Below are 19,250 nucleotides of genomic sequence, written 5' to 3'. Positions count from 1 at the left end.
GCAACAGCGTACAGTAAGATCGCCTGTTAATCAATAAACTTGTCTACAACGCTCGCCGACATGGCTCAGCCTGCACGACAAAAAGCTCCCCATTGCCTGGAGAGCGATTTCCCGCGTTTGCACGTTCTGATTTAATCTTCTTTAATCTTCAATCCTTGACGTCCCCTGCGTTCATCCTTCAACCGGCGGATCGACATGGAGATCATGATCGGGCGCAGTCAGTGCCCATCTCGTAAAAGTAACTTCAAAACCCTCCCGGGTCGGCGAACATGCGAAAGGGCCTGCCCGGTTACCCGTCGGATATGGAAACCTTGCGACGCGAATGGTCCGCCAGGCATGCTTATCGCTTCGCGCCCGGATAATGACGGCATCCTTAAGGATCGACGCGCGTACGGTAACTTCTTCGCCTGCCCATTCAGGCACGGCTGCAAGCGACCAGTCCGAATAACCGTCCGTGACCACCGTTGCCAGCTGAGGAATGCCGTCGTTGATTTCAATGCCTGCTTTAATCCATTGCCCCGGACCGTGGTATAACAGCACGCCTGCCTGATCGTACAGCTCCGTAAAGGAATGGAGTCGAAAACTCACCTCGATCGCCGTCTCAGGATCCCAATGCGCAAGCAATGCCGGCCCGTCTTCATATTCAAATCCATACAAAGTCTTCTTCCAAAAATCCCTCCCCTTCTCGGGCGACACCTTCAAAAATCCGCCTTCCTCCCGGAAGCTGTGCGGAGGATTAAGCCACGCGCCTGCTTGCCATTCCATCCGTTTGCTCGGTGGCGTCATCTATGCGCCTCCTTTCTTCATTAAAGCGTCCGGACATTCGCCAACCGGTTAACGAACCGGCTCGTAACGGAGCGCCATGACGCCGGAGCGGAAGGGCCTGGTCTCGATCAGCTTCAGGTTCAATCGCTCATGGATGCCCCCCCAATAATCGGGGACCGCGCCCGGCAACGATGGGCTGCACCAGAAAGTGATACTCGTCCACCAGCCCCAGCTCCGCCAGCGTGGAACCGAGGCCGGGACCGCCGTTCACGAGCAGGCGCTTCCCTGCTGCCGTCAGCTTCGGCACTTCCTCGGAGACTAGCCCCTTCAGCAAAAAAGAATTCTGCCAGGACAAGCGATCCAACGTCCGGGAGAAAACGTATTTGGGCGTCTCGTCGAGCTTGCGCGCGAAGTCGACCATGTATGCGGGGCCCTCGCCGCTACGGGCAATGGGCGGCCAAGATCGCTCCATCAGCTGGTAAACCTCGCGTCCGTAAAGCCCGCCATCGGTCCGGTCCATCAGTTCCTCCGTATACCGGTGAAGCTCCTCGTCGGCCACCACCTGCGTATGATCGCAACAGCCGTCCAGCGTCACATTCATCATCAGTATGATACGTCCCATTATGCAGCCTCCTTTATGTCTGCATTGTATCATTCAGGCGCAAGCCCGGTTTCTCATGGATTGCTAACGTGCGCAGCGCGGGCAAATGCTAACCTGCAAAAGTTCATCGCGCAAGGCATAGATGGAGGGTTTTGGCGCTCTATCGTGCAAAAGTGCGTCATTCAAGGCAGGGATGGGGAGTTCTGGCGTTCTATCGTGCAAAAGCGCGCGATAGACCGTCTCTTTTGGCGAGAAGACGGGGGGTTTCGGTAAAAAAAGCTGCACTTTTGCGCGATAGATGGTGCGACGAACGGGCGCGGCTCTCGATCGTGCATTTTTGCGCGATAGCCCTTTATGAGCCACTTCACTTTTAATCGATTGACGATTTAAGCCGTGCCGTGCGGGATCGAATATTTTGCTTATGCAGCAAACCTTCGTCTCAATCGGCCGTGAATGCCAGCCCCGTCATCGACTCGGCAACGCTCCAAAGCCGCTTGGCCGACTTTCCATCCACGGCGTACGCGTCGACGCCGGGACGAGGAGCGTCGTTCGACGCGCCGGCGTCGATCAGCTCGGCGATATCGCCGTTTTCGCAGTAGACGCCGCCCTTGCCGCGCAGCATCTCGCTCGCAGCGCACCAGACGATCGTGGCCGCCCCTTCCGGAATCGTCTTCCGTTCGTCATTGTATGAGGCGAACGTTCTTTGTCCGCGCTCGTTCAGCGCACCCATTCCCCGCATCTCGTCATCGGTCAGATACTGGGACAAATTCGTGACGATCGATCCCGGATGAACGGCGAAGGCGCTTATGCCACACTCGCGTCCGCGCCGGTCAAGCTCCACCGCGAACAATGAGGCCGCCGTCTTGGACTGTCCGTATGCGGCCCACTTTTCGTAACCGCCCTTGCGATAGTCGATATCTTCCCAGCGAATGTCGCCCAGCCGATAGCCGCGCGAGGAAACGATGACGACTCGGGCCTCTCCGGCCGCCTTAAGCGCCGGCCAAAGTCTGGCCGTCAGCCGGAAAGGGCCGAGGAAATTCGTCGAGAACTGCAGCTCGTGTCCCGCCGCGTCTCGTTCGAGCGGAATGGCCATGATGCCTGCGCTGTGCACAAGCATATGGAGCGGGCGAGCCGAATCCAGAAATTGTCGCGCGAACGCATCGATAGACGCCGGATCGGCTAGATCCAGCTCGGCAGCTTCCGCACCCGGTATGCTTGCGGCCGCCTCCGCAGCCTTTTGCAGCGATCTTGCCGGTAATATCACTTTGGCGCCGGCCTCCGCCAGCCGCCTGGACGTCTCCAAACCGAGGCCCGAATGTCCGCCGGTAACGATCGCGATCTTCCCCGTCAAGTCTGTATGGGCGAGAATCTCGGCCGCCGTCGTGCGGGGACCGTAGCCTGTCGATAGCGGAGCTTGGGGCGTTAAAATAGTCATTGATTATCGTCCTTTCGTCGTTCCATCCTTAATGTCTTGGAAATGCTTGAGCTTGTACTTAATGACCTCAAGCGTCTCCGATAATTGTCTGGCCTGCTCTTCGACGCGTACGCGGTGCTTGTCCAGGAGATCGAAGCAGGCCGTCTCGTCATTACGGTTGTACGCCTCCACATACGTCTGGATCTCCTTCAGAGGCATCGAAGTATTGCGCAAGTAAAGCAGGAATCGGATCCGGCCGAGATCCTCTTCCGAATAACGGCGTACGCCGCCGGGCCCTCTTTCCGGCGATCGCAGCAGCCCTTTTTTCTCGTAAAAACGCAAGGTATCCGGAGCAAGCCCGGTCTCCTGCGATATTTCGGCAATCGTATATTGTCGCGACATCGATGGTATCCTTTCTAAAGTCAAGCGTGATCATGATCACCACCAGCATACCCGCTGGAGTACGCTCCAAGTCAAGCGGCTGCGTTGGGATTCTTTTTCGGGCATGGAGACGAAAAAGCCGCGTGCGGATTTTGTTTTGCGCATGAGCGTTTAGAGAACGGACTGAGGCGCCGTTATTCTTTTTCATATGGCTATTCGCAGCTCGCTCGCGGACTCAGATGACGTTATTGCGGGATGGTCGGCCTTTTTTTAGCCTTGAGTCGGAGCCATAACGTCCCTCCAGTCCGCAAAGACCGTCATTGGGCCGGTTTTTACGAAATTAGCGTCTCCTGAGTCCGATGCTATCTGCCGGCTTGCATTCAACTGCTACCCGCGGTTCTCCATTTCGCCAACCCGCTTTCCTTACCGCCTATTATCGCCGCAAGATTCGCAAGTGAAGCTGTCTTTTGTCCGGATTTACATATTCCTCTAGATGAAAAAACGAGCCTCCCCGCCTTACAGCGAGGAAGCCCGTCCAGTCCGTGAATCGTTATGGTGTACGTAAAGCGATTGCGCGTGTCAGCGCTTCGACGGTCTCGGCTCTCGTCGCATTCGCATGCGGACGGAACGCGCCGTCCTGGTAGCCGATGAACAAGCCCTTTTCCGCCGCGGCCGCAACCGACGGCAGCGCCCAATCGGCGATTGTCGCGCGATCGGTAAAGGCAGCGTTCTTGCCGCCGCCGGCGATCGGCTGCAGCTTCAGCGCCCGCGCCGTCATGACGGCCATCTGCTCGCGCGTAATCGGATCGTCCGGCCGGAAATTGCGGTCTTCATAGCCGTCGACGATGCCGGCCGCATGGGCCGCGACGATGGCGTCGCGCGCCCAGTGATTCGCCGTGTCGCCGAAGGCGCCGGCCTTCGCGTCCGTTCCCGCGATGCCGAAGGCGCGTACGATCAGCTGCACGAACTCCGCCCGCGTCACTTTGGCATTCGGACGGAACGTGCCGTTCGGATAGCCTTTGACGTAGCCTTGACCGACCATCGTCAGAATGCTCGCTTCCGCCCAATGGCCAGAGATGTCGCTAAGCGCGGGCAGCTGCTGACCGGAAGGAAGCGCTCCGGGCGCCGTCAGTACGGCGAACTTGGTAAAATGATTCGTCTCGCCGCTGACCGTGCCGCGATTCCAGTCGATCGAAGCGTTGTTGAGCGGCACCCACTCGCCCGTCACCTCGTTCAGCCAATAGACGCCGACTTTGTCAGTCTTGGCGTCCAGTCTGGCGTTGTCGAACGGCAGCGTGATCGTGACCGGCTTCAGGAAGATGCCGGGCGCCGACTTCGCGATGTCGTATACGCGGCTTACGCGGCGCGGCGCATCGGGCAGCTTGCCGGCGGCATCCTCCGTCAGCGCCGCGATGTAGGCGCGGAACGCTCCGGGAAAGACGTCTGCCGGGAAGCGAATCGAGGCGCCGGCGCCGGAGATCGTCCCTCCGACGGAAGGATCGATGCGCCAGCCGGCTTGTTCCGACGGTTGGTTCGGCTGGGCCGGTTGGCCCGTGCCGTCGTCGTTGCCGCCGTCAGGGCCACTATTGCTGCCGCCATTTTCGCCGCCGTCGTTGCCGCCATTATTACCGCCATTATTACCGCCATTATTACCGCCATTATTACCGCCGTTATTACCGCCATTGTTGCCTCCGTTGTTGCCGCCATTGTTGCCCCCGTCGTTGCCGCCGGACTTCGCAAGCTTCAGCACGTTGACGAGGAACGTCCGCGTTTGCTTGACGATGCCCTTGGAGACGGTCGCCGTCAGCGTCACGGCGGCGTCGCCCGCTTCGAACGACGGACGCGTCACCTTCCCGGTCGCCGCGTCGATGATCTGCGGCGCGTCGGACGACCAGACGATCGTCGTCCCGTTCGCGCTCGCGGTCGGCAGCACGACGTTGTTCGTCGTACCGGTCGGCCCCTCGCCCGCTGCATAACCGATGGCAAGCGCGCCGAGATCGTTCATCACCGCCTCCAGATCGGTCATGTGTCCGGCCGTCTCAGCGAGCTTTGGCACGTTGACAAGGAATGTCCTCGTTTGCTTGACGATGCCTTTGGAGACGGTCGCCGTCAGCGTCACGGCCGCGTCGCCCGCTTCGAACGTCGGCCGGGTCACCTTCCCGGTCGCCGCATCGATGATCTGTGGCTTGTCGGACGACCATTCGACGTCGGTTCCGTTCGCGCTCGCGGTCGGCAGCACGAGGTTCTTAGTCGCGCCGGACGGTCCTTCGCCCTCCGCGTAGCCGATGGAGAGCGTGCCCAGATCGGCCGTCACCGCGTCCAGATCGGTCATCGCGACGACGCTGCGCTGGTCGATGTCGAAGACGCCGTAGTCCGTCCACGCATATTGCTCGTTCACCCGATAGCTCGCCGCTACGACCGCCTGCCCTTGCCGCAAGCCCTTCAGATCGCCGCCGGCGATCTCCGCATATTGCCCGCCCGAGAGAATGCGCCACTCGACCGAGTCGTCCGGCAGCCGCACCGCCTTGCCTGCGCCGTCGTAGGCGTACAGACGCAGCGGCTGGCTGGCGCCCGAGCGCATCTCGCGCTGCATGCCGATGACGACCTTCTCGATGCGGCCGACGGCCGGGTTGACGATCCGCTCGACGTACGTGTTGTCCAGACCGAATGCGTCGGATGCCGCGATCTCGACATCGAACGCCTGCTCGTCCGGCAGCGGAAGCCTGTAGGCGAAGCGTCCCGTATCGTCCACCTCGGCCGGGTAGCCGTTCACCGTCACGACGGCGCCGATATCGGTCTGGCCCGTGAGTTCGACCTGGCCGTCCGGGAACGCCGGCTCGTCGACCGCCAGCATCGGCCCGTTCTTCTTCACGACGACCCGATACGTCTTCTCGTCGGCGTCGCCGTCTTCGTCGTACGCGGCGACTTCGATCTCGTTCGTGCCTTCCTTGAGCACGACGTTCGTCGTCCACGCCATGCCCGTATATACGTCAGGCTCGGCGTAGGGATCGTACATGGACGGATTCACCCGAACCTCCGTACGGACCGCCCCGTCGCTCGTAAAGCTGAGCGTCACGTCCCCCGTGCTGCTGCGGAAGTACGGCAAGCCATCCGCATCGCGGTCCATTCGCACGACGCCGCTCGCCGGATCGACCGGCTGCACCTTGACGTCGAACGCAGGCGGATCGGGTACCGGCAGCTTCAGCTCGACCGGCGACGACCATTCGCCGAAATATTGCTCCGGCTGCGCTTCGGTCACATTTGCGATAACCGAGACATCGTAAGCTACGCCTTCGGCGAAGCCATCCGCTTCGACGTCCTCATACCGCGCCGGCTGACCCGAGGACGGCACCGGGTGCTCGAAGAGCACGACAGGCGCCTCGTCATCCGCCGGTTTCCCGTAGATCGTATACGAGCGAACGTCGTCCGCTTCGACTTTGTCCCAGCCGATGCGCTTCTTGCCGGCGCCGGCGTCGACCGCCACCACGGCTTTCGCTTCCAGATCCTGCTCGACGACGCCGTATACGGCGATGTCGAACGATTTTCCGGCAGGAAGTCCGTACAGCGTCGTTTCATACACGCTGCCGTTGGTTTCGTCGCTCGCGACGGGCTCGCCGTAATACGGGATCGCATACGTCGCGCCGTCCGTATCCTTCAGCCGGATGACGTATTCCGATATGCCAGCGATCGGAGACCAGACTGCCGCGTATTGGCCCAGTTTAAGCGGATCGTCCACGAAAGCCCAATCGGCCGCCGGATAACCGTCGTAAGGATCCTTCGCCGTGCCGTCGGGTACTTCGCTCACCGCCTGCACGACGATCCGGTACGTCTCCGGCGTCCAGCCTCTGATCTCGGCCGCGTACCTGTCCCTCCCTTCCTCGAAAGGCACGAACGTCCAGTTCGAGCCCTCCGCCGGCTTTCCTTCCGCGTCTACCGTGAAGATGTAGTAGCCGGCCAGATGGTCGCCAGCCGAGGCGTCCCATTCGACCTTCAGCGCGCCGCGGCCGATCGCCTTGGCCGTCACGTTGCCCGGCGCGGTCGGCACCTTCGGGTTCGTCACGGCGAACGGCGCGGAATCGCGGAAGCTGTTCTGCAAAAGCGCGCCGCTCCCGTCGTACTGCTTCAGCACCGCGACGATCTTGTAGGCGCCGCTCGCGATGCTCTCCGGCAGCTTCGGACGAAGCGTCGCCTCGTCGTCCGCGATCGTCGCGTCCGCGGCGATGCGCGTCAGGAACGGCTTCGCGGCATCGACGCTTTGCAGATACAGATCGACCTTGGTCCGCCCGTCCGCCGGCGTCCGCGTAAGCTTCAGATCGACCGCCGTCTCTCCGCCGTCCTGCGCCGCTTGAATCGTCTCGATCTCCGGCGTCGGGGCGGCGTCGAACGCTTCGACTTCCGCCGGCAGGCTGCTCGTCAGCGTCCACGTCCCGGCTTTGCTCCGCTCGGCGGGCACCGTGACCGCGATATAGCTTTGAACCTCGCCGGTGTCCGGATCGGTGTATTCGCTGCGGTACACGTTCGCCCCGTCGCCTTCCTCGACCAGCCGAACCTCCTCGCCGTCGGGATCGGTCAGCTTCAGGACGATGTCGCGGTCTTTCGCGTACTTCGCTTGAACGAGCAGCGCTTCCCCGCCCGCGGATTCGAATGCGGTCGCCGTCTTCGCGGCCAGCGACCTTACGGCGCCGGCTGCCGTCTTGACCGGAAGCTGCTTCAGATTGGTGCCGATCGCCAGCCGGTCAGGATCCGCCTCGCCTGAAGCCGACAGCGCCGAGAGGGCCGACACCGCCGAGAAGCCTTTCTGATCCGGATTGAAAAATTGCAATTGCTGGGTGCTCCACGTATAGCGCACGCCGACCGGGATCGTATTCAGCGCCTTGGCGTACGCCTGAACGAAGTTCGTGTTCAGCGCCGCGGACGCGTCCGCGAGCTTCAGCCCCGGGAAGATCGGCGAGTACGGCGGCAGCTGGACGGAACCCCGGACATAACCGCCGAAGTAAAATTGCGACGACTCGTTGTTGTAGCTGAGCTCGACCGATGCCTGGCCGACGATGACGTCGAGCAGCGTGATGCGCCCGCCGATCAGCGCGCCGGACACCGGATAGAACATGATCTTGCCCGTCATGTCCGCGATCGGGAAGAAGTACAGATTCGCCGTCCCGCTCAAGGAAGCTTCCCGCGCCCCGATGGACAGCTTGACGTTGGACGCGCTGAGCGCCCGCTTGCCGAGCAGGACAGGCGACACCGTATCGGTCACGCCGAACCAGAAGCTGCCGCCGAAGTCGGGATAGATGCCCTTGGCGATGCTGTCGCGGATCGTGTGCAGCCCTTTGATCTCCCCGCCGAGCTGATTGATCGTCAGCGGAATGTTCGGGATATTGATGAAGCCGACATTGTCCGCGTACTCGGCCATGAATTCGTCCGGGAACACGATCGTTCCGCCTTCCGGCGTCGGTACGGTAAAGATGCCGAATTTGCCCTGAATCCGCGAGCTGCGGTTGAAGCTGCCACCCGATCCGGTCGGGACGGACTCCAGGTTCGGCAGACTCAGCTTGGCGTAGATGCTGTACAGATTCTGGATCGAATCGATGCGCAGCCGCCCCTCGACCCCGCCGGTTTGGCCGGGCTTCAGACTGTCCATCGTGACGAACGGACCGATCTTCATCTGCGGCAGCCCGACGCCCGCTTCCAGCGCGAACTTGATCTGCCCGTCCTCGTAGACGCGGAATTGATCGACCGCCACCTCCGCATACAGCAGCTTGCTTAATGCGGCGTTGTCGCTGGCCCCGAAAAGCGGTACAGCGTCTTCATGATCGACAAAATGTCGAGCGAGCCTTTGAATTCGGCCGCGTATTTTTTTGGCGTCCGGATCGTAGACGACCTTGACCTGCTTGATGCCGAGCACGTACGGTCCGACGATCGCCTGCGCGTCGTCGCTGAACCCGAATACGTTCGGGTTTTTGATTTTCATATCGTTGACGTTAAAGGTGAAGGCCTTCTGCCAGATCAGCGGCGAATTCGGAATCTTCGTCAGCTGCTTCAGGTAGATGCGGCTCTGGTCGTTGCCGCTGACGACCGCTTGGGTCGCCCTGTCGTACACGAGGCCGTTGTCCTCGTATTCGTACGTAACCGGCTTGACGACGATCTCGCCGGGCATGTCCGCGTCGAACTCGGACACGGTCAGCTTCAGCACGTTGCCGAGCGATACCGCTTGCGACGGATGAGGCACGACCGAATACGTGCCGTCGCCCATGTCCTGGATGTTGCCCTGGATGCGGAGCACTTCCTCCTCGCCCGCCGGGACGGACGGCAGCGCGCCGCCTTTGGCGTAATAAATCTTGTTCGTCCGCAGCGTATACTGCCCGCCGATGTCCGTGCGCGTCTTGAGCGTATCCTTCTTCGTGATCAGGAGCGTGCCGTACCCGCGCTTCATGACCGAGATGTCGTCGGTGATGCGGATCGCGTCGGGACGGTACATGCCCTTGCTCAGATCGTGCTCCACGCCGATGCCGTAAGCGCCGAGCGGCAGTTGCGGAAGCATGACCGACAGCTGGCTGTCGCTCTCGACGGTGACATACTTCGATTCGATGTTCGTCCGCTGGCCGTTAGCAGCCTGAATGTACACATGCCAGCGGTCCGGAGCGTCCTTGAGAAAATTCAGGTTGCTGCCGTAGAGGACGACCTTGCGGAACGCTTCCTTCTCGTACATGCGGTTCGGCGCGACGGCCGTGAACTGGATATCGGGCGGCTGCCGGAAGTCGTTCAGCACGACGATATGCGCCGTCTCTTCCCGCGTCTTCACGCCGGGCGCGTCGGGATCGCCTACCGTCACGCGCACCTTGAAGGCATAGACGTTGACCGCATCCGCGCCGGTCGCGACGAACCGCCAGCGGAAGGAGAGCCGCTCGCCCTTGGCGACCGCCGGGATATAGGCGACCCGCTCGCTGCCTCCGGTCAACTGGGCGCTGCCCGGGTATACGATCTCGACGCGGACGTCTTTCTGCGCGACCGACTTTGCGAGATTGTTCGCAAGCTCCGCGGACAGCTCGAACGAAGCTTGGCCGCCGGTCTCCGCCGTCACCTTCTGCGGCGCCGAGACGGTCACCGCCATATTGTCGAGCAGCGTCTGCCGCTGCTTCATCTCGCCCATGCCGACCAGGGTCGAAAACGACGCGGAAGCGCCGCCTTCCAGGGACGCTTCGTCCCAATAGACGGCAACCGCGCTGTCCGCCGTTCCGTAAAGCCCCCCCGTCCGCCGTATAATCGGTCCACTGGTTCCAGTCGTATTTCCATTTCGTCGCCGACAGGCCGTTCCAGTGACCGAAAATGACGCGGCTGGGCTTCTTCTCGCCGAAGCCGTACAAGGTGCCGTAGGCGACGACCTGCGGATCGTCGACGTCGTCCATCGCCTGCCAGTACAGCGGCACCTCGGCAGGACCGAATTCGCGTTCGCCGATGACGGGCGTCAGCTCGCCCGGCGCCATCAGCAGCGGCCCGTCGTTGTCGCCGGCCTTGACGTCGAGCAGAATCCGCGTCCCGAGCTTGACGCTCTTGCCGGACTTGTTGTCCACCCGGTACGACAGCCGCGCATTGCCCGCCGGCAGCGTCTTGTCGCCCTGCGGCACGAGCTCGACCGTCTGGCGGATGTCGACGCCCCGGTATCGCCATACCGACACGATCCGGTCGCCTTCGACGACGGGCTCCTGCACGAAATAGCCGTACGGCGCCGATTCCGGGCCGTACGCATGTCCGTAGATCGCTTCCTCGCCGTCGATCCGGAAGCTCGTGAACGACGTCTCCGGCATCTCCGGATTGTAGACGAGCGGCCGATCCTCGTCGCCGGAACGTACCGGATCGCCGCCGGTCGTCCCCACGCCGATCCGCCCGTTCGCCTCGTTCACGCTGATGCGAAGCACATCGTCCGAGAGCTGGGGCCGGCCTGCGGCCAGCGTCCATCCCGGCGCCAGGCCCGAGACCGCCACCGCGACCGCGATTGCCGCCGCAAGCCGTTTTTATCCATCGCATGCGCATTGACCCGTTCTCTCCCTTTTTCTACTGCACATTGATCTGTCCGACGAAGGTTCGCCGTTCCCGGTCCTGGACGAAGAAGGTGTACCAGCCCGCTTCGTCAAGCGTAAGCGTCCGGCCCGCGATCGGCGTACCGCCGCTCTTGAAGGCGCCCGCAGCGTGCTTGCCGGGCAGATACTTGAAGACCAGGTCGTCGCTCTCCTGCCCGGCAATGTCGAAGCGCAGCGTTCCCCGCGATATCGCGATGTCGCCGCGCAGCCGAATCTGGTTGACGAACAAGCTGATCCCGTTCATTTCCATAACCGACACGCTCCGAATGGCGCGCGCGGCGTTGCCTGCGCTGTCGGCGACCGTATAGACGATCTCGTAGTAACCGCCTTTGTACACGTCGACCTGACTGGACACGCCGACCTTCGCGGTCAAGTCGCCGTCCCGGTTGTCGACGGCCGTATAGCCGGGCTCGTCGAACGTGAACGGCAGCCCCTGATAGACCGGATAGGTGAGCGGTCCGGCGAGCGTCAGCGCCGGCGGTTCCTTGTCGATATTGGCGACGGCGGCTTTGTACTCGCGAACGACGCCGTTGACGTCTTTGACGAGAAAGACGAATTCGCCGTTGTCCGCAAACATGTAGGACGCGCTCCCCCCCGTTATTGATCACCGCGAATCCGTCCGGCAACTGTACGGACGCCGTCACCGGCTTATTGGTCAGCGCCGTCGTGCTGTAGGAGACGGATACGGCTGGCGCGGTACTGTCGATCCACGTCACGACCGCCTTGCGGTTGTTTTCGCTCACGTAGCCCCGAAGGGCGCTGCCCGCCAGGTCCTCGACCTCGAACACATGCTCGCCGTTCGCCGCGAACGTGTAGGACAGCCAGCCGTTACGATAGGCGATGCCGTCGCCGACGCCCGGCTTGACCCGCTTGCCCACGTACAGATAGGCCGTCACTTCGCCCGCGGTCGGCTGGCTGTTCGTATAGATGGCCGCTCCGCCTCCGGCCAGCGGGCCAAAGCCGGTCTTGTCGATCTGTCCGACGGACACCCGAATCGTCTCCGTCTCTCCGCCGTCCGGCTGAATCTGAATCGAAAGCGGCGAGCCAAACGGCGTAGCGTTTTTTATCGTCAGCGTATGCGACGTATCCGCAACGGCGGGATCGACCCCGTCTGCATTCAGGACTTTAACCGGCACGCCCGTCGTCAGCGTCAGCACGACATCCTGATTGGTCATCTCCGTCGTGCTGAAGCTGGCCGACACGGCCGTGGCGGACACCGCAGGGCCGATGACGAATGACTGCGCGTAAGGCTCGCCTGCTGCCTTTCCTTCCGCATCCAGCGGCTGCGCGCGCAGCAGGTACTCGCCGTCCGCCCCGGCCAGCACGATCTCCTGCCCGCTCGGCACGTTTTTCCAATCCTGAACGACGTCGCCGCCGGCCTTCTCGATCCGGTAGCGCACGTCGCCCTCGGCGGCGAGCAAGCCCGCCGCATGCGTGTAAAGCCGCACTTTGTGCTCCGGCGCCGAGGCCAGACGTCCCTGCGCGTCGACGCGGTCGACATAGGTCGCCTTCAATTCCAGCGCGTCGCTGCCCCGGAGAACGTAATAAGAAGAGGAGGCTGCGACGATATTGGCTTTGTTGCCGGCCGCGAACGGATCTTTGTCATACGGAGGCTGCTTGTGGCGCTGCTCGACGCCTCTTACGTAGACGTAAAGGCGTAAGGCGGACCGGTCCGTAAAATAAGGCGTCGTGTCGATGCCCACCTGCGCCGTCCTGCCGCCGGCGGCCAAGGGCACGTCCGTCCATTTGGCGCCCATCGACTCGCATGCGCCCGGGCTGCGCGCGCAGAAGTCGAATTCGCTGACCATGTACTGCACGGCGCCAAGGCCCGTATTGTCGGCGACATGGGCTTCGACGACATAATCGCCGCGGGCGAGCGGCTGGTCCGCAAAGTCGATCGTGAGCGGCGTCGTATCCTTGATCAGCTTGACCGGCACGGGGTTGGTCGCGTTTTTATCGGTCAGAAAACGGTCGGCATCATAGTACACCTGCTGCCACATGAAGCCGCCCGTGACGGCGTCGACGGTTTTGACGTACAGATAGTGCGCCCCTTCGCCAAGCGCGGACGTGTCCCCGTTGGGCAGGACCGCCCAGTAGCCTTCGTATTGGCGCCCGTTCAGCGGGTTGGTCTCGACAGCCTGGTAGGTGTCGGAGAAAGGCTTGACCGGCAGGTTGTCCACCGGCAGCTTGGAACTGGTACTCCACAAGTAGCCGCTCGCAGTCAGATCGACGTCGGCATAGCCCTTGTAGCCGTTCACCGACTTCTGCCCCGTGCTGTACACAAACGCGGCGAGCCAGGTATACGCGTTTTTCGGCATCTCGTACGTTTGCCGCAAAAATTTGAAATCCGCGACCGCCGTGCGCAGGACGTCCGCGCGCATCGCCGGATCGACGCCGCCATCGGCCAGCATTTGAAGGTATCGGCCTCCCGCATCGCCGGAGCCCCCGCCGATTATATAGAAGGGATTCATCGTGACCCGGGATTCGACGAACCCGCCGGGGCCGGGATAAAAGAGCGTGTAGGGCCTCCAATTGCCGCCGCTGTCTCTCACCTCGATGTCCAAATCCGCCGCCTTGCCGCGCGCTTCCGGCGGTACCGGAATGTAGTTGCGCTCCGCCATCGTCGTCCAGTCGACCGACTTGCTGTACATGCCGGCGCTCAGCCTGTACTTGAACTCGAAGTCTTGCGGATCGAGCACGGCGTCCTTCACGTCGACGATGATCCGGTCGACGGACAAGCCGCTTGGCGGCTGGCCGCCGCGCTGAAGATCGGCCGGATTCGGCGTGATCGTCAGCGTCGGGTACTCGCGCTTGAACTGGGCGGCGGCCATGCCGGAGATGCCCGACAGGTCGATGACGGTCGTCGACTTGAGGACCGTCTGTCCGTTGTCCGGATTAAGCGCGTAGTACTTGATCGACCCGTATTGGCCGTCGAGCGCCAGCTTGCGATCGAGCGTGAGCGGTCCGCTTGGATCGGAAAGTCCCGGCTCGAAACGGAACACAAGCGTATGGTCGCCTTCCTGTCTCTTGATGACCGCTCGACTGCGTTCCCACCAGTTCAGGGCGCTGTCTTTATCGAAAACGTATAAGGCGCCTTCGGTGAAGCCTGCCAGCTTTTCTTTTACGGTAATCTTCCATTCCAGCCAGCCGTTCGGTCCTACCACGTAGCGATTCGCGTACGATTGGTAGACGACGCCTTTGTCGCTTGCCGTCATCTGCACGGCGACCGCCGTCAGCTTGGTCTGCTCGTCCGCCTGCGCGGCCGACGCGAACGCCGCCACGGCGATCCAGGCGACGGCCGCAAGCGCGATTCCCAGACGCCAGCCGCGAATAAAACGGCCGCCTGCCGCTGCCGATCGGACGGCTCCGCGCATGAAGCGGCGCGCAATGGCGCCCGGCAGCACGATTCTCTTGCGATTCATCTTTGTTTTCCCCTCCGCACGAATTAAACGCCGATCACCTGAAATGCCGATTCTCCCCTTCCGGCTTTCTATTCCGCCATGCTTAATTGTTAAGGCAAGAAGCGCGAATGACCAGTGACCGGCGTCATGATGACGAAATTTGTCAAAATGTCTCCGTTCTAGCACGCGCAGCGGTATAATAGGAACATCGAACGTGGAGGCGGAGGTTGTTCTTTCCTAATGATTCGCGTAGTCATCGCCGACGATCAGACGCTGATGCGGGACGGCCTGCAGACGATCATCGACCTGCAAAAAAGATATGCAAGTGGTCGGCGCCGCCGAAGACGGCGAGCAGGCATGCGCGCTCGTCCGCGAGCTGCGTCCCGACCTTGTGCTGATGGACATTCGCATGCCGCTGCGGGACGGTATCGAGAGCACCAAGACGATCAAGCGGGAGCATCCCGAGACGGCCGTGCTGATCTTGACCACCTTCGCCGAAGACGACTATATCGTCGATGCCCTGGCGAACGGCGCCTGCGGCTATATGCTGAAGGACCTGCCCGCGCTCAAGATCGTCGAGTCGATCCGCGACGCGGTCAAGGGCCAGCTCATGCTGCCCGCCTCCGTCGCCGCGAAGCTTGCGTCGCGGCTCGCCTTCCTGACGAAGGCGCCTGCCGACGTGCTCGATCCGAACCGGCTGCGCCAGGAGATGATCCGGTTCACCGACCGCGAGAAGAAGGTGATCCTCCTCATGCTGGAGGGCCGGAGCAACCGGGAGATGGCCGAATATCTGTTCATGAGCGAAGGCACGGTGAAGAACTACGTCAGCGTCATTTATCAGAAAATCGGCACGAACGATCGCGCCAAGGCGCTCCTGCTGCTGCAGGGCCTGATGCGGGAAGCGGAGCCGACGGGCGGCGGCGAGGATTAACCCGGAATAGAACGGCGGCGGCGGACAGACGGACCATGACCGAATCGATGACCGCCGTCACTGGTCACGCGACGAAAGAAGCGGCGATGATGGTGGTTGGGCGCGTTCGTATATCCGCGAGCCGGAATGGAGAATTCCATGTTGTTGTCGAAAACCAAACCGTATATCGTCATGCTGATCGTGCTGGCGATCACGATCGTTCCCCTCGTGCCGTTCGCGATCCTCGACCAGCGCGTCACGCCTTCGTACGCGGACGTTTATCCGGTCGGCGCGCAGCAGCAGCTTCGCGCCTATGCCGGCGACCTGCCGAACGACCGGCTTGATGCGGCGCCTTGGCGCAGCGCGTCGGACATCTGGCAGGAACTCCGCGGGCGCAAGACGACCGGCTACTTCTGGTATGCGCTGGCGCTGCCGGACAACCGGTGGCGCGACCCGTATTTGTTCGTTCAAGGACTGCTGCATTACGAGGTTTACCTCGGCGGCTCCGTCATTCTGGAACGCGGCATGCGGGAGCCGCACGAGCGCCGCTTCGTGCCGGGCTCCAGCCTGGGCCGCGCGCAGCTGCCGCTCGACGCGTCCGCCGATCGCACCTTATACATACGCGTATACAAGGACAACGAATTCGCAGGCGTAGGCGGCGTTTATATTCGCAGCTATGCCGATCAGCTTGCCGCGTTGTTCGGAGATTACGCCTATTTGATCGCGCTCGGCTTCGTCTCCGCGCTGATTGGCGTCGGAGCGCTCGTTTTTTTCTTTTCCCGCCGGGACCGGAGCTATCTCTACTTCGCCTTGTTCGCCCTCTACATCTCGTCGCTGTGCGTCGGACGGGCGTTCCCCCCTCCTGCAGCTGTTCGCGGACACGTATCTGTATCCCTACTACATGAACGCGATCGTGCCGCTTGGCGTCATGTGCTTTCTGCTTTTCTACGAATCCGTATTCGGTCCGGGCTATCGGAAAATCGTACGCCGGCTATGGCAGGCCATGCCGCCTTTCTTCGCCGCCTCGATCGGCGCCGCCTGGCTTTATCCCGCTGCCTATCCGGCGATAAACACGGTGTTTTTTGCGCTTATGCTGCCGGTCATCGCGATCGTGCTGGCGCATTCCGTCGCCCACTACCGCCGTCGGCGAAGCCCGGAAGCGCTCTGGTACCTGGCCGGCTTCTCCGCGCTCGGGCCCGTGCTGGCCGTCTATTTCCTGTCGGCCGTCGGCATCTGGTGGGTATGGCTGGATCGGTTGATTTTCGAGCAAAGCCGGTTCATGCACGCCTTTTTCGTGCTGCTGTTCTGCATGGGGATGGTGCTTCGGGAACGGGTGCGGGCGGTGTACGCCCAGGTCGAGCGGCACGCCGAGGAGCTTGAACGCAAGAGCGTCCGGCTGACGGAGCTCGACAAGCTGAAGGACGACTTTCTCGCGAACACGTCGCACGAGCTTCGCACGCCGCTGAACGGCATCATCGGCATCGCCGACACGCTCGCGCGCGGCGCGGCCGGCCCGGTCGGCGAGAAGGTTGGCGACCAGCTGCAGATGATCGCCGTCAGCGGCAAGCGGCTCGCGCACATGGTCGACGACATTCTCGACATCTCCAAGCTGAAGCACGGCGATCTGCGGCTGCGCCGCGAGCCGGTTGCTCTGGCGCCGCTGACCGGCGTCGTCGCCGCGCTCGTGGCGCCGCTCGCCCGGGACAAGGGGCTGCGCGTCGTCGTCGACATCGCCGACGATGCGCCGCTCGTCTTCGCCGACGAGAACCGCGTTCAGCAGGTGCTGTTCAACCTTATGGGCAACGCGATCAAGTATACCGATGCCGGCGTCGTTCGCGTGACGGCCAAGCCGGTCGGAGACGCGCTGCACGTCGCGGTCGCCGATACGGGCGCGGGCATCGATCCGCGGGAGCTGCCGCGGCTGTTCGAGCCGTTCGAGCAGGGCGAGGCCAGCTTGCGGGGCGCAGGTCTTGGCCTGCCGCTGGCGCGGAAGCTCGTCGAGCTCCACGGGGGCACGCTATCCTGCGTGTCCGAGCCCGGCAAGGGCAGCGTGTTCACGTTCACGCTGCCGATCGCGGCGCGCGGCGAGGCGGCCGATGCGGCGACAGCGGATGCGGTTGCGGTGGAGGCCGCGGCGGCAGCGGAGGCGTTGTCGGAAGCGGGGAAGGCGGCGGAATCAGTGGAGATGTTGCCGGAAGCGAAGAAGGCGGCGGGGGCCGTGGAGGCGTTGCCGGAAGCGGAAGCAGCAGCGACGTTCGAGGCCGATACGGCGATACCAGTCGCGGCATCTGTCGCCGAACCGGAATCGAAGCTTGGCGCGATTGCCGACGAACCGCTTGAGCCTGCTTTGGCTGCGACTTCTGATACTTCTGATACTTCTGATACTTCTGCGGCTTCTGCGACTTCTGCGGCTTCTGCTGCCCGGTCCACGGAAACGCCGAGCGCTAATCTCGCTTCAGCCGTGGCGCTGATCGTCGACGACGATGGGATTAACCGCCAGGTGCTGACCAATCTGCTGTCGCTTCAAGGGATGCGAAGCGTTGCCGCGGCAGACGGCCGGGAGGCGCTGGTCTGGATCGCCGCGAACGGCAAGCCCGATCTGGTCATCGCCGACGTCATGATGCCGATCATGAACGGCTACGACCTGTGCCGAACGCTTCGCCTGTCCTACGATGCCGGCGCGCTGCCGATCCTGCTGCTGACCGCCACCGGCAGTCCGGCGGACATCGCGGCCGGGTTCGATGCCGGCGCGAACGATTATCTGGTCAAGCCCGTCGTCTCCGACGACCTGCTCGCCCGCGTGCGCGTACACTTACAGCTGTCGCGGCTGACCGGCTCGCTCGAGCGTCTCGTGCAGGAGCGAACGGCCGAGCTGGAGCGCGCCAATCGGCAGTTGATCGATTCCGTGCACGAGACGGCGCATGCGCTCGCGGAGGTGTCCGTGCTGGAAGAGCGCAACCGGATCGCGCACGACATGCACGACCAGGTCGGCCACACGCTGACGGCCGCCATGATCCAGATCGAAGCGGCGAAGCTGCTGTTCGAAGGCGACCCACAGCGGGCTGTGGGCAAGCTGGATGCCGCCCGCGAATCGGTGCGCGAAGGGCTCGACGAGATCCGTCGCACGGTGCGGTTGCTGAAGACGGCGGACGAGCAGGAAGCGCTGCTCCCTGCGCTGCACAGTCTGCTTCGACGGACGGGAGAGCTGACCGGCATTGCCGTCGAATACACGATCGAGCCGCTGCCCGCGCTGGACGAAGCGCTCGGCGCGACGCTGTACCGGGCGCTGCAGGAGGGGCTGACGAACGGCATTCGGCATGGCGGAAGCCGAACGTTCAACTTCCGATTGGGCATTGCGGATTCGCAGCTCCGCTTCCGCCTGGCGAGCGACGGACGACCGTACGAGACCGGCCCGTTCGGCTTCGGCCTGACCGCGATGAAGGAGCGGGTCGAGCGTCACGGCGGTACGTTCGCCGTCTCCGCGAACGGCGGCGTCGGCTGCCTGCTTGCCATCGAGATTCCGCTTCCGGCGAAGCATTAGACGGAATGTACGAATCCGGGGACGATCGCCGCTGTCTCGTTTAATTGTCGTCTCCGGTCAGCCGATCACGCGATAGCGAAGCTGCATGACTCCGCATCTGAAGCGTCCGGGAGAACACGATCTTCTCGGCAGTTCGCCAAATGTGCGCGAAGTCCCGCATGA

The 19,250-nt window shown here is 62.5% G+C and carries 10 protein-coding genes; 3 read left to right on the top strand and 7 right to left on the bottom strand.

What is annotated here, in order from left to right:
* Nucleotides 1–171 precede the first annotated feature (171 nt).
* From OMP40_RS35470 to OMP40_RS42780, 7 genes are all read right to left on the bottom strand, one after another.
* Nucleotides 172–765, bottom strand: a complete 594-nt coding sequence (locus OMP40_RS35470; RefSeq protein WP_420872110.1) for a DUF1349 domain-containing protein — start codon at nucleotides 763–765, stop codon at nucleotides 172–174.
* 148 nt (nucleotides 766–913) lie between these two features.
* Nucleotides 914–1,387 (bottom strand): dihydrofolate reductase family protein, encoded by a 474-nt coding sequence (locus OMP40_RS35465; protein WP_277538560.1) that lies wholly within the window; start codon nucleotides 1,385–1,387, stop codon nucleotides 914–916.
* Between the two features lie 418 nt (nucleotides 1,388–1,805).
* Nucleotides 1,806–2,801: an SDR family NAD(P)-dependent oxidoreductase gene (locus OMP40_RS35460; protein WP_277538558.1), complete on the bottom strand. Its 996-nt coding sequence runs from the start codon at nucleotides 2,799–2,801 to the stop codon at nucleotides 1,806–1,808.
* 3 nt (nucleotides 2,802–2,804) lie between these two features.
* A complete protein-coding gene (locus OMP40_RS35455; RefSeq protein ID WP_277538557.1) occupies nucleotides 2,805–3,182 on the bottom strand; it encodes a MerR family transcriptional regulator in 378 nt (125 codons plus the stop codon).
* A gap of 529 nt (nucleotides 3,183–3,711) precedes the next feature.
* The gene (locus OMP40_RS35450; protein WP_338131399.1) at nucleotides 3,712–5,493 is read right to left on the bottom strand and encodes an S-layer homology domain-containing protein; all 1,782 of its coding nucleotides are present in this window, start codon (nucleotides 5,491–5,493) and stop codon (nucleotides 3,712–3,714) included.
* Between the two features lie 4,270 nt (nucleotides 5,494–9,763).
* Nucleotides 9,764–11,140 carry a hypothetical protein gene (locus tag OMP40_RS35445; protein WP_277538556.1) on the bottom strand — a complete coding sequence of 459 codons (1,377 nt, stop codon included), beginning with the start codon at nucleotides 11,138–11,140 and terminating at the stop codon, nucleotides 9,764–9,766.
* Nucleotides 11,141–11,210: 70 nt separating this feature from the next.
* On the bottom strand, nucleotides 11,211–11,813 hold the full coding sequence (locus OMP40_RS42780) for a DUF5011 domain-containing protein (protein WP_420872132.1): 603 nt from the start codon (nucleotides 11,811–11,813) through the stop codon (nucleotides 11,211–11,213).
* 3,149 nt (nucleotides 11,814–14,962) lie between these two features.
* On the opposite strand from OMP40_RS42780, the gene OMP40_RS35435 reads away from it, so the two are divergent.
* From OMP40_RS35435 to OMP40_RS35425, 3 genes are all read left to right on the top strand, one after another.
* Nucleotides 14,963–15,568 (top strand): response regulator transcription factor, encoded by a 606-nt coding sequence (locus tag OMP40_RS35435; RefSeq protein ID WP_338131365.1) that lies wholly within the window; start codon nucleotides 14,963–14,965, stop codon nucleotides 15,566–15,568.
* A 138-nt stretch (nucleotides 15,569–15,706) separates the two neighbouring features.
* A complete protein-coding gene (locus tag OMP40_RS35430) occupies nucleotides 15,707–16,927 on the top strand; it encodes a hypothetical protein (protein ID WP_277538553.1) in 1,221 nt (406 codons plus the stop codon).
* Nucleotides 16,827–19,088 (top strand): ATP-binding protein, encoded by a 2,262-nt coding sequence (locus tag OMP40_RS35425; protein ID WP_338131398.1) that lies wholly within the window; start codon nucleotides 16,827–16,829, stop codon nucleotides 19,086–19,088. The genes OMP40_RS35430 and OMP40_RS35425 overlap by 101 nt, the downstream gene beginning before the upstream one ends.
* Nucleotides 19,089–19,250: the final 162 nt, after the last annotated feature.

This window comes from Cohnella rhizosphaerae (genome assembly GCF_029525575.1).
Lineage (GTDB): Bacteria > Bacillota > Bacilli > Paenibacillales > Paenibacillaceae > Cohnella > Cohnella rhizosphaerae.
The sequence above is the reverse complement of the archived record's forward strand: the minus strand, read 5'-3'. Positions and strand labels throughout refer to the sequence as shown.

Bases quoted from the DNA above. Each gene is read 5' to 3' on its own strand.
- OMP40_RS35470 (WP_420872110.1), bottom strand. From the start codon at position 765: ATGGAATGGCAAGCAGGCGCGTGGCTTAATCCTCCGCACAGCTTCCGG.
- OMP40_RS35465 (WP_277538560.1), bottom strand. From the start codon at position 1,387: ATGGGACGTATCATACTGATGATGAATGTGACGCTGGACGGCTGTTGC.
- OMP40_RS35460 (WP_277538558.1), bottom strand. From the start codon at position 2,801: ATGACTATTTTAACGCCCCAAGCTCCGCTATCGACAGGCTACGGTCCC.
- OMP40_RS35455 (WP_277538557.1), bottom strand. From the start codon at position 3,182: ATGTCGCGACAATATACGATTGCCGAAATATCGCAGGAGACCGGGCTT.
- OMP40_RS35450 (WP_338131399.1), bottom strand. From the start codon at position 5,493: ATGACCGATCTGGACGCGGTGACGGCCGATCTGGGCACGCTCTCCATC.
- OMP40_RS42780 (WP_420872132.1), bottom strand. From the start codon at position 11,813: ATGTTTGCGGACAACGGCGAATTCGTCTTTCTCGTCAAAGACGTCAAC.
- OMP40_RS35430 (WP_277538553.1), top strand. From the start codon at position 15,707: ATGTTGTTGTCGAAAACCAAACCGTATATCGTCATGCTGATCGTGCTG.
- OMP40_RS35425 (WP_338131398.1), top strand. From the start codon at position 16,827: ATGCACGCCTTTTTCGTGCTGCTGTTCTGCATGGGGATGGTGCTTCGG.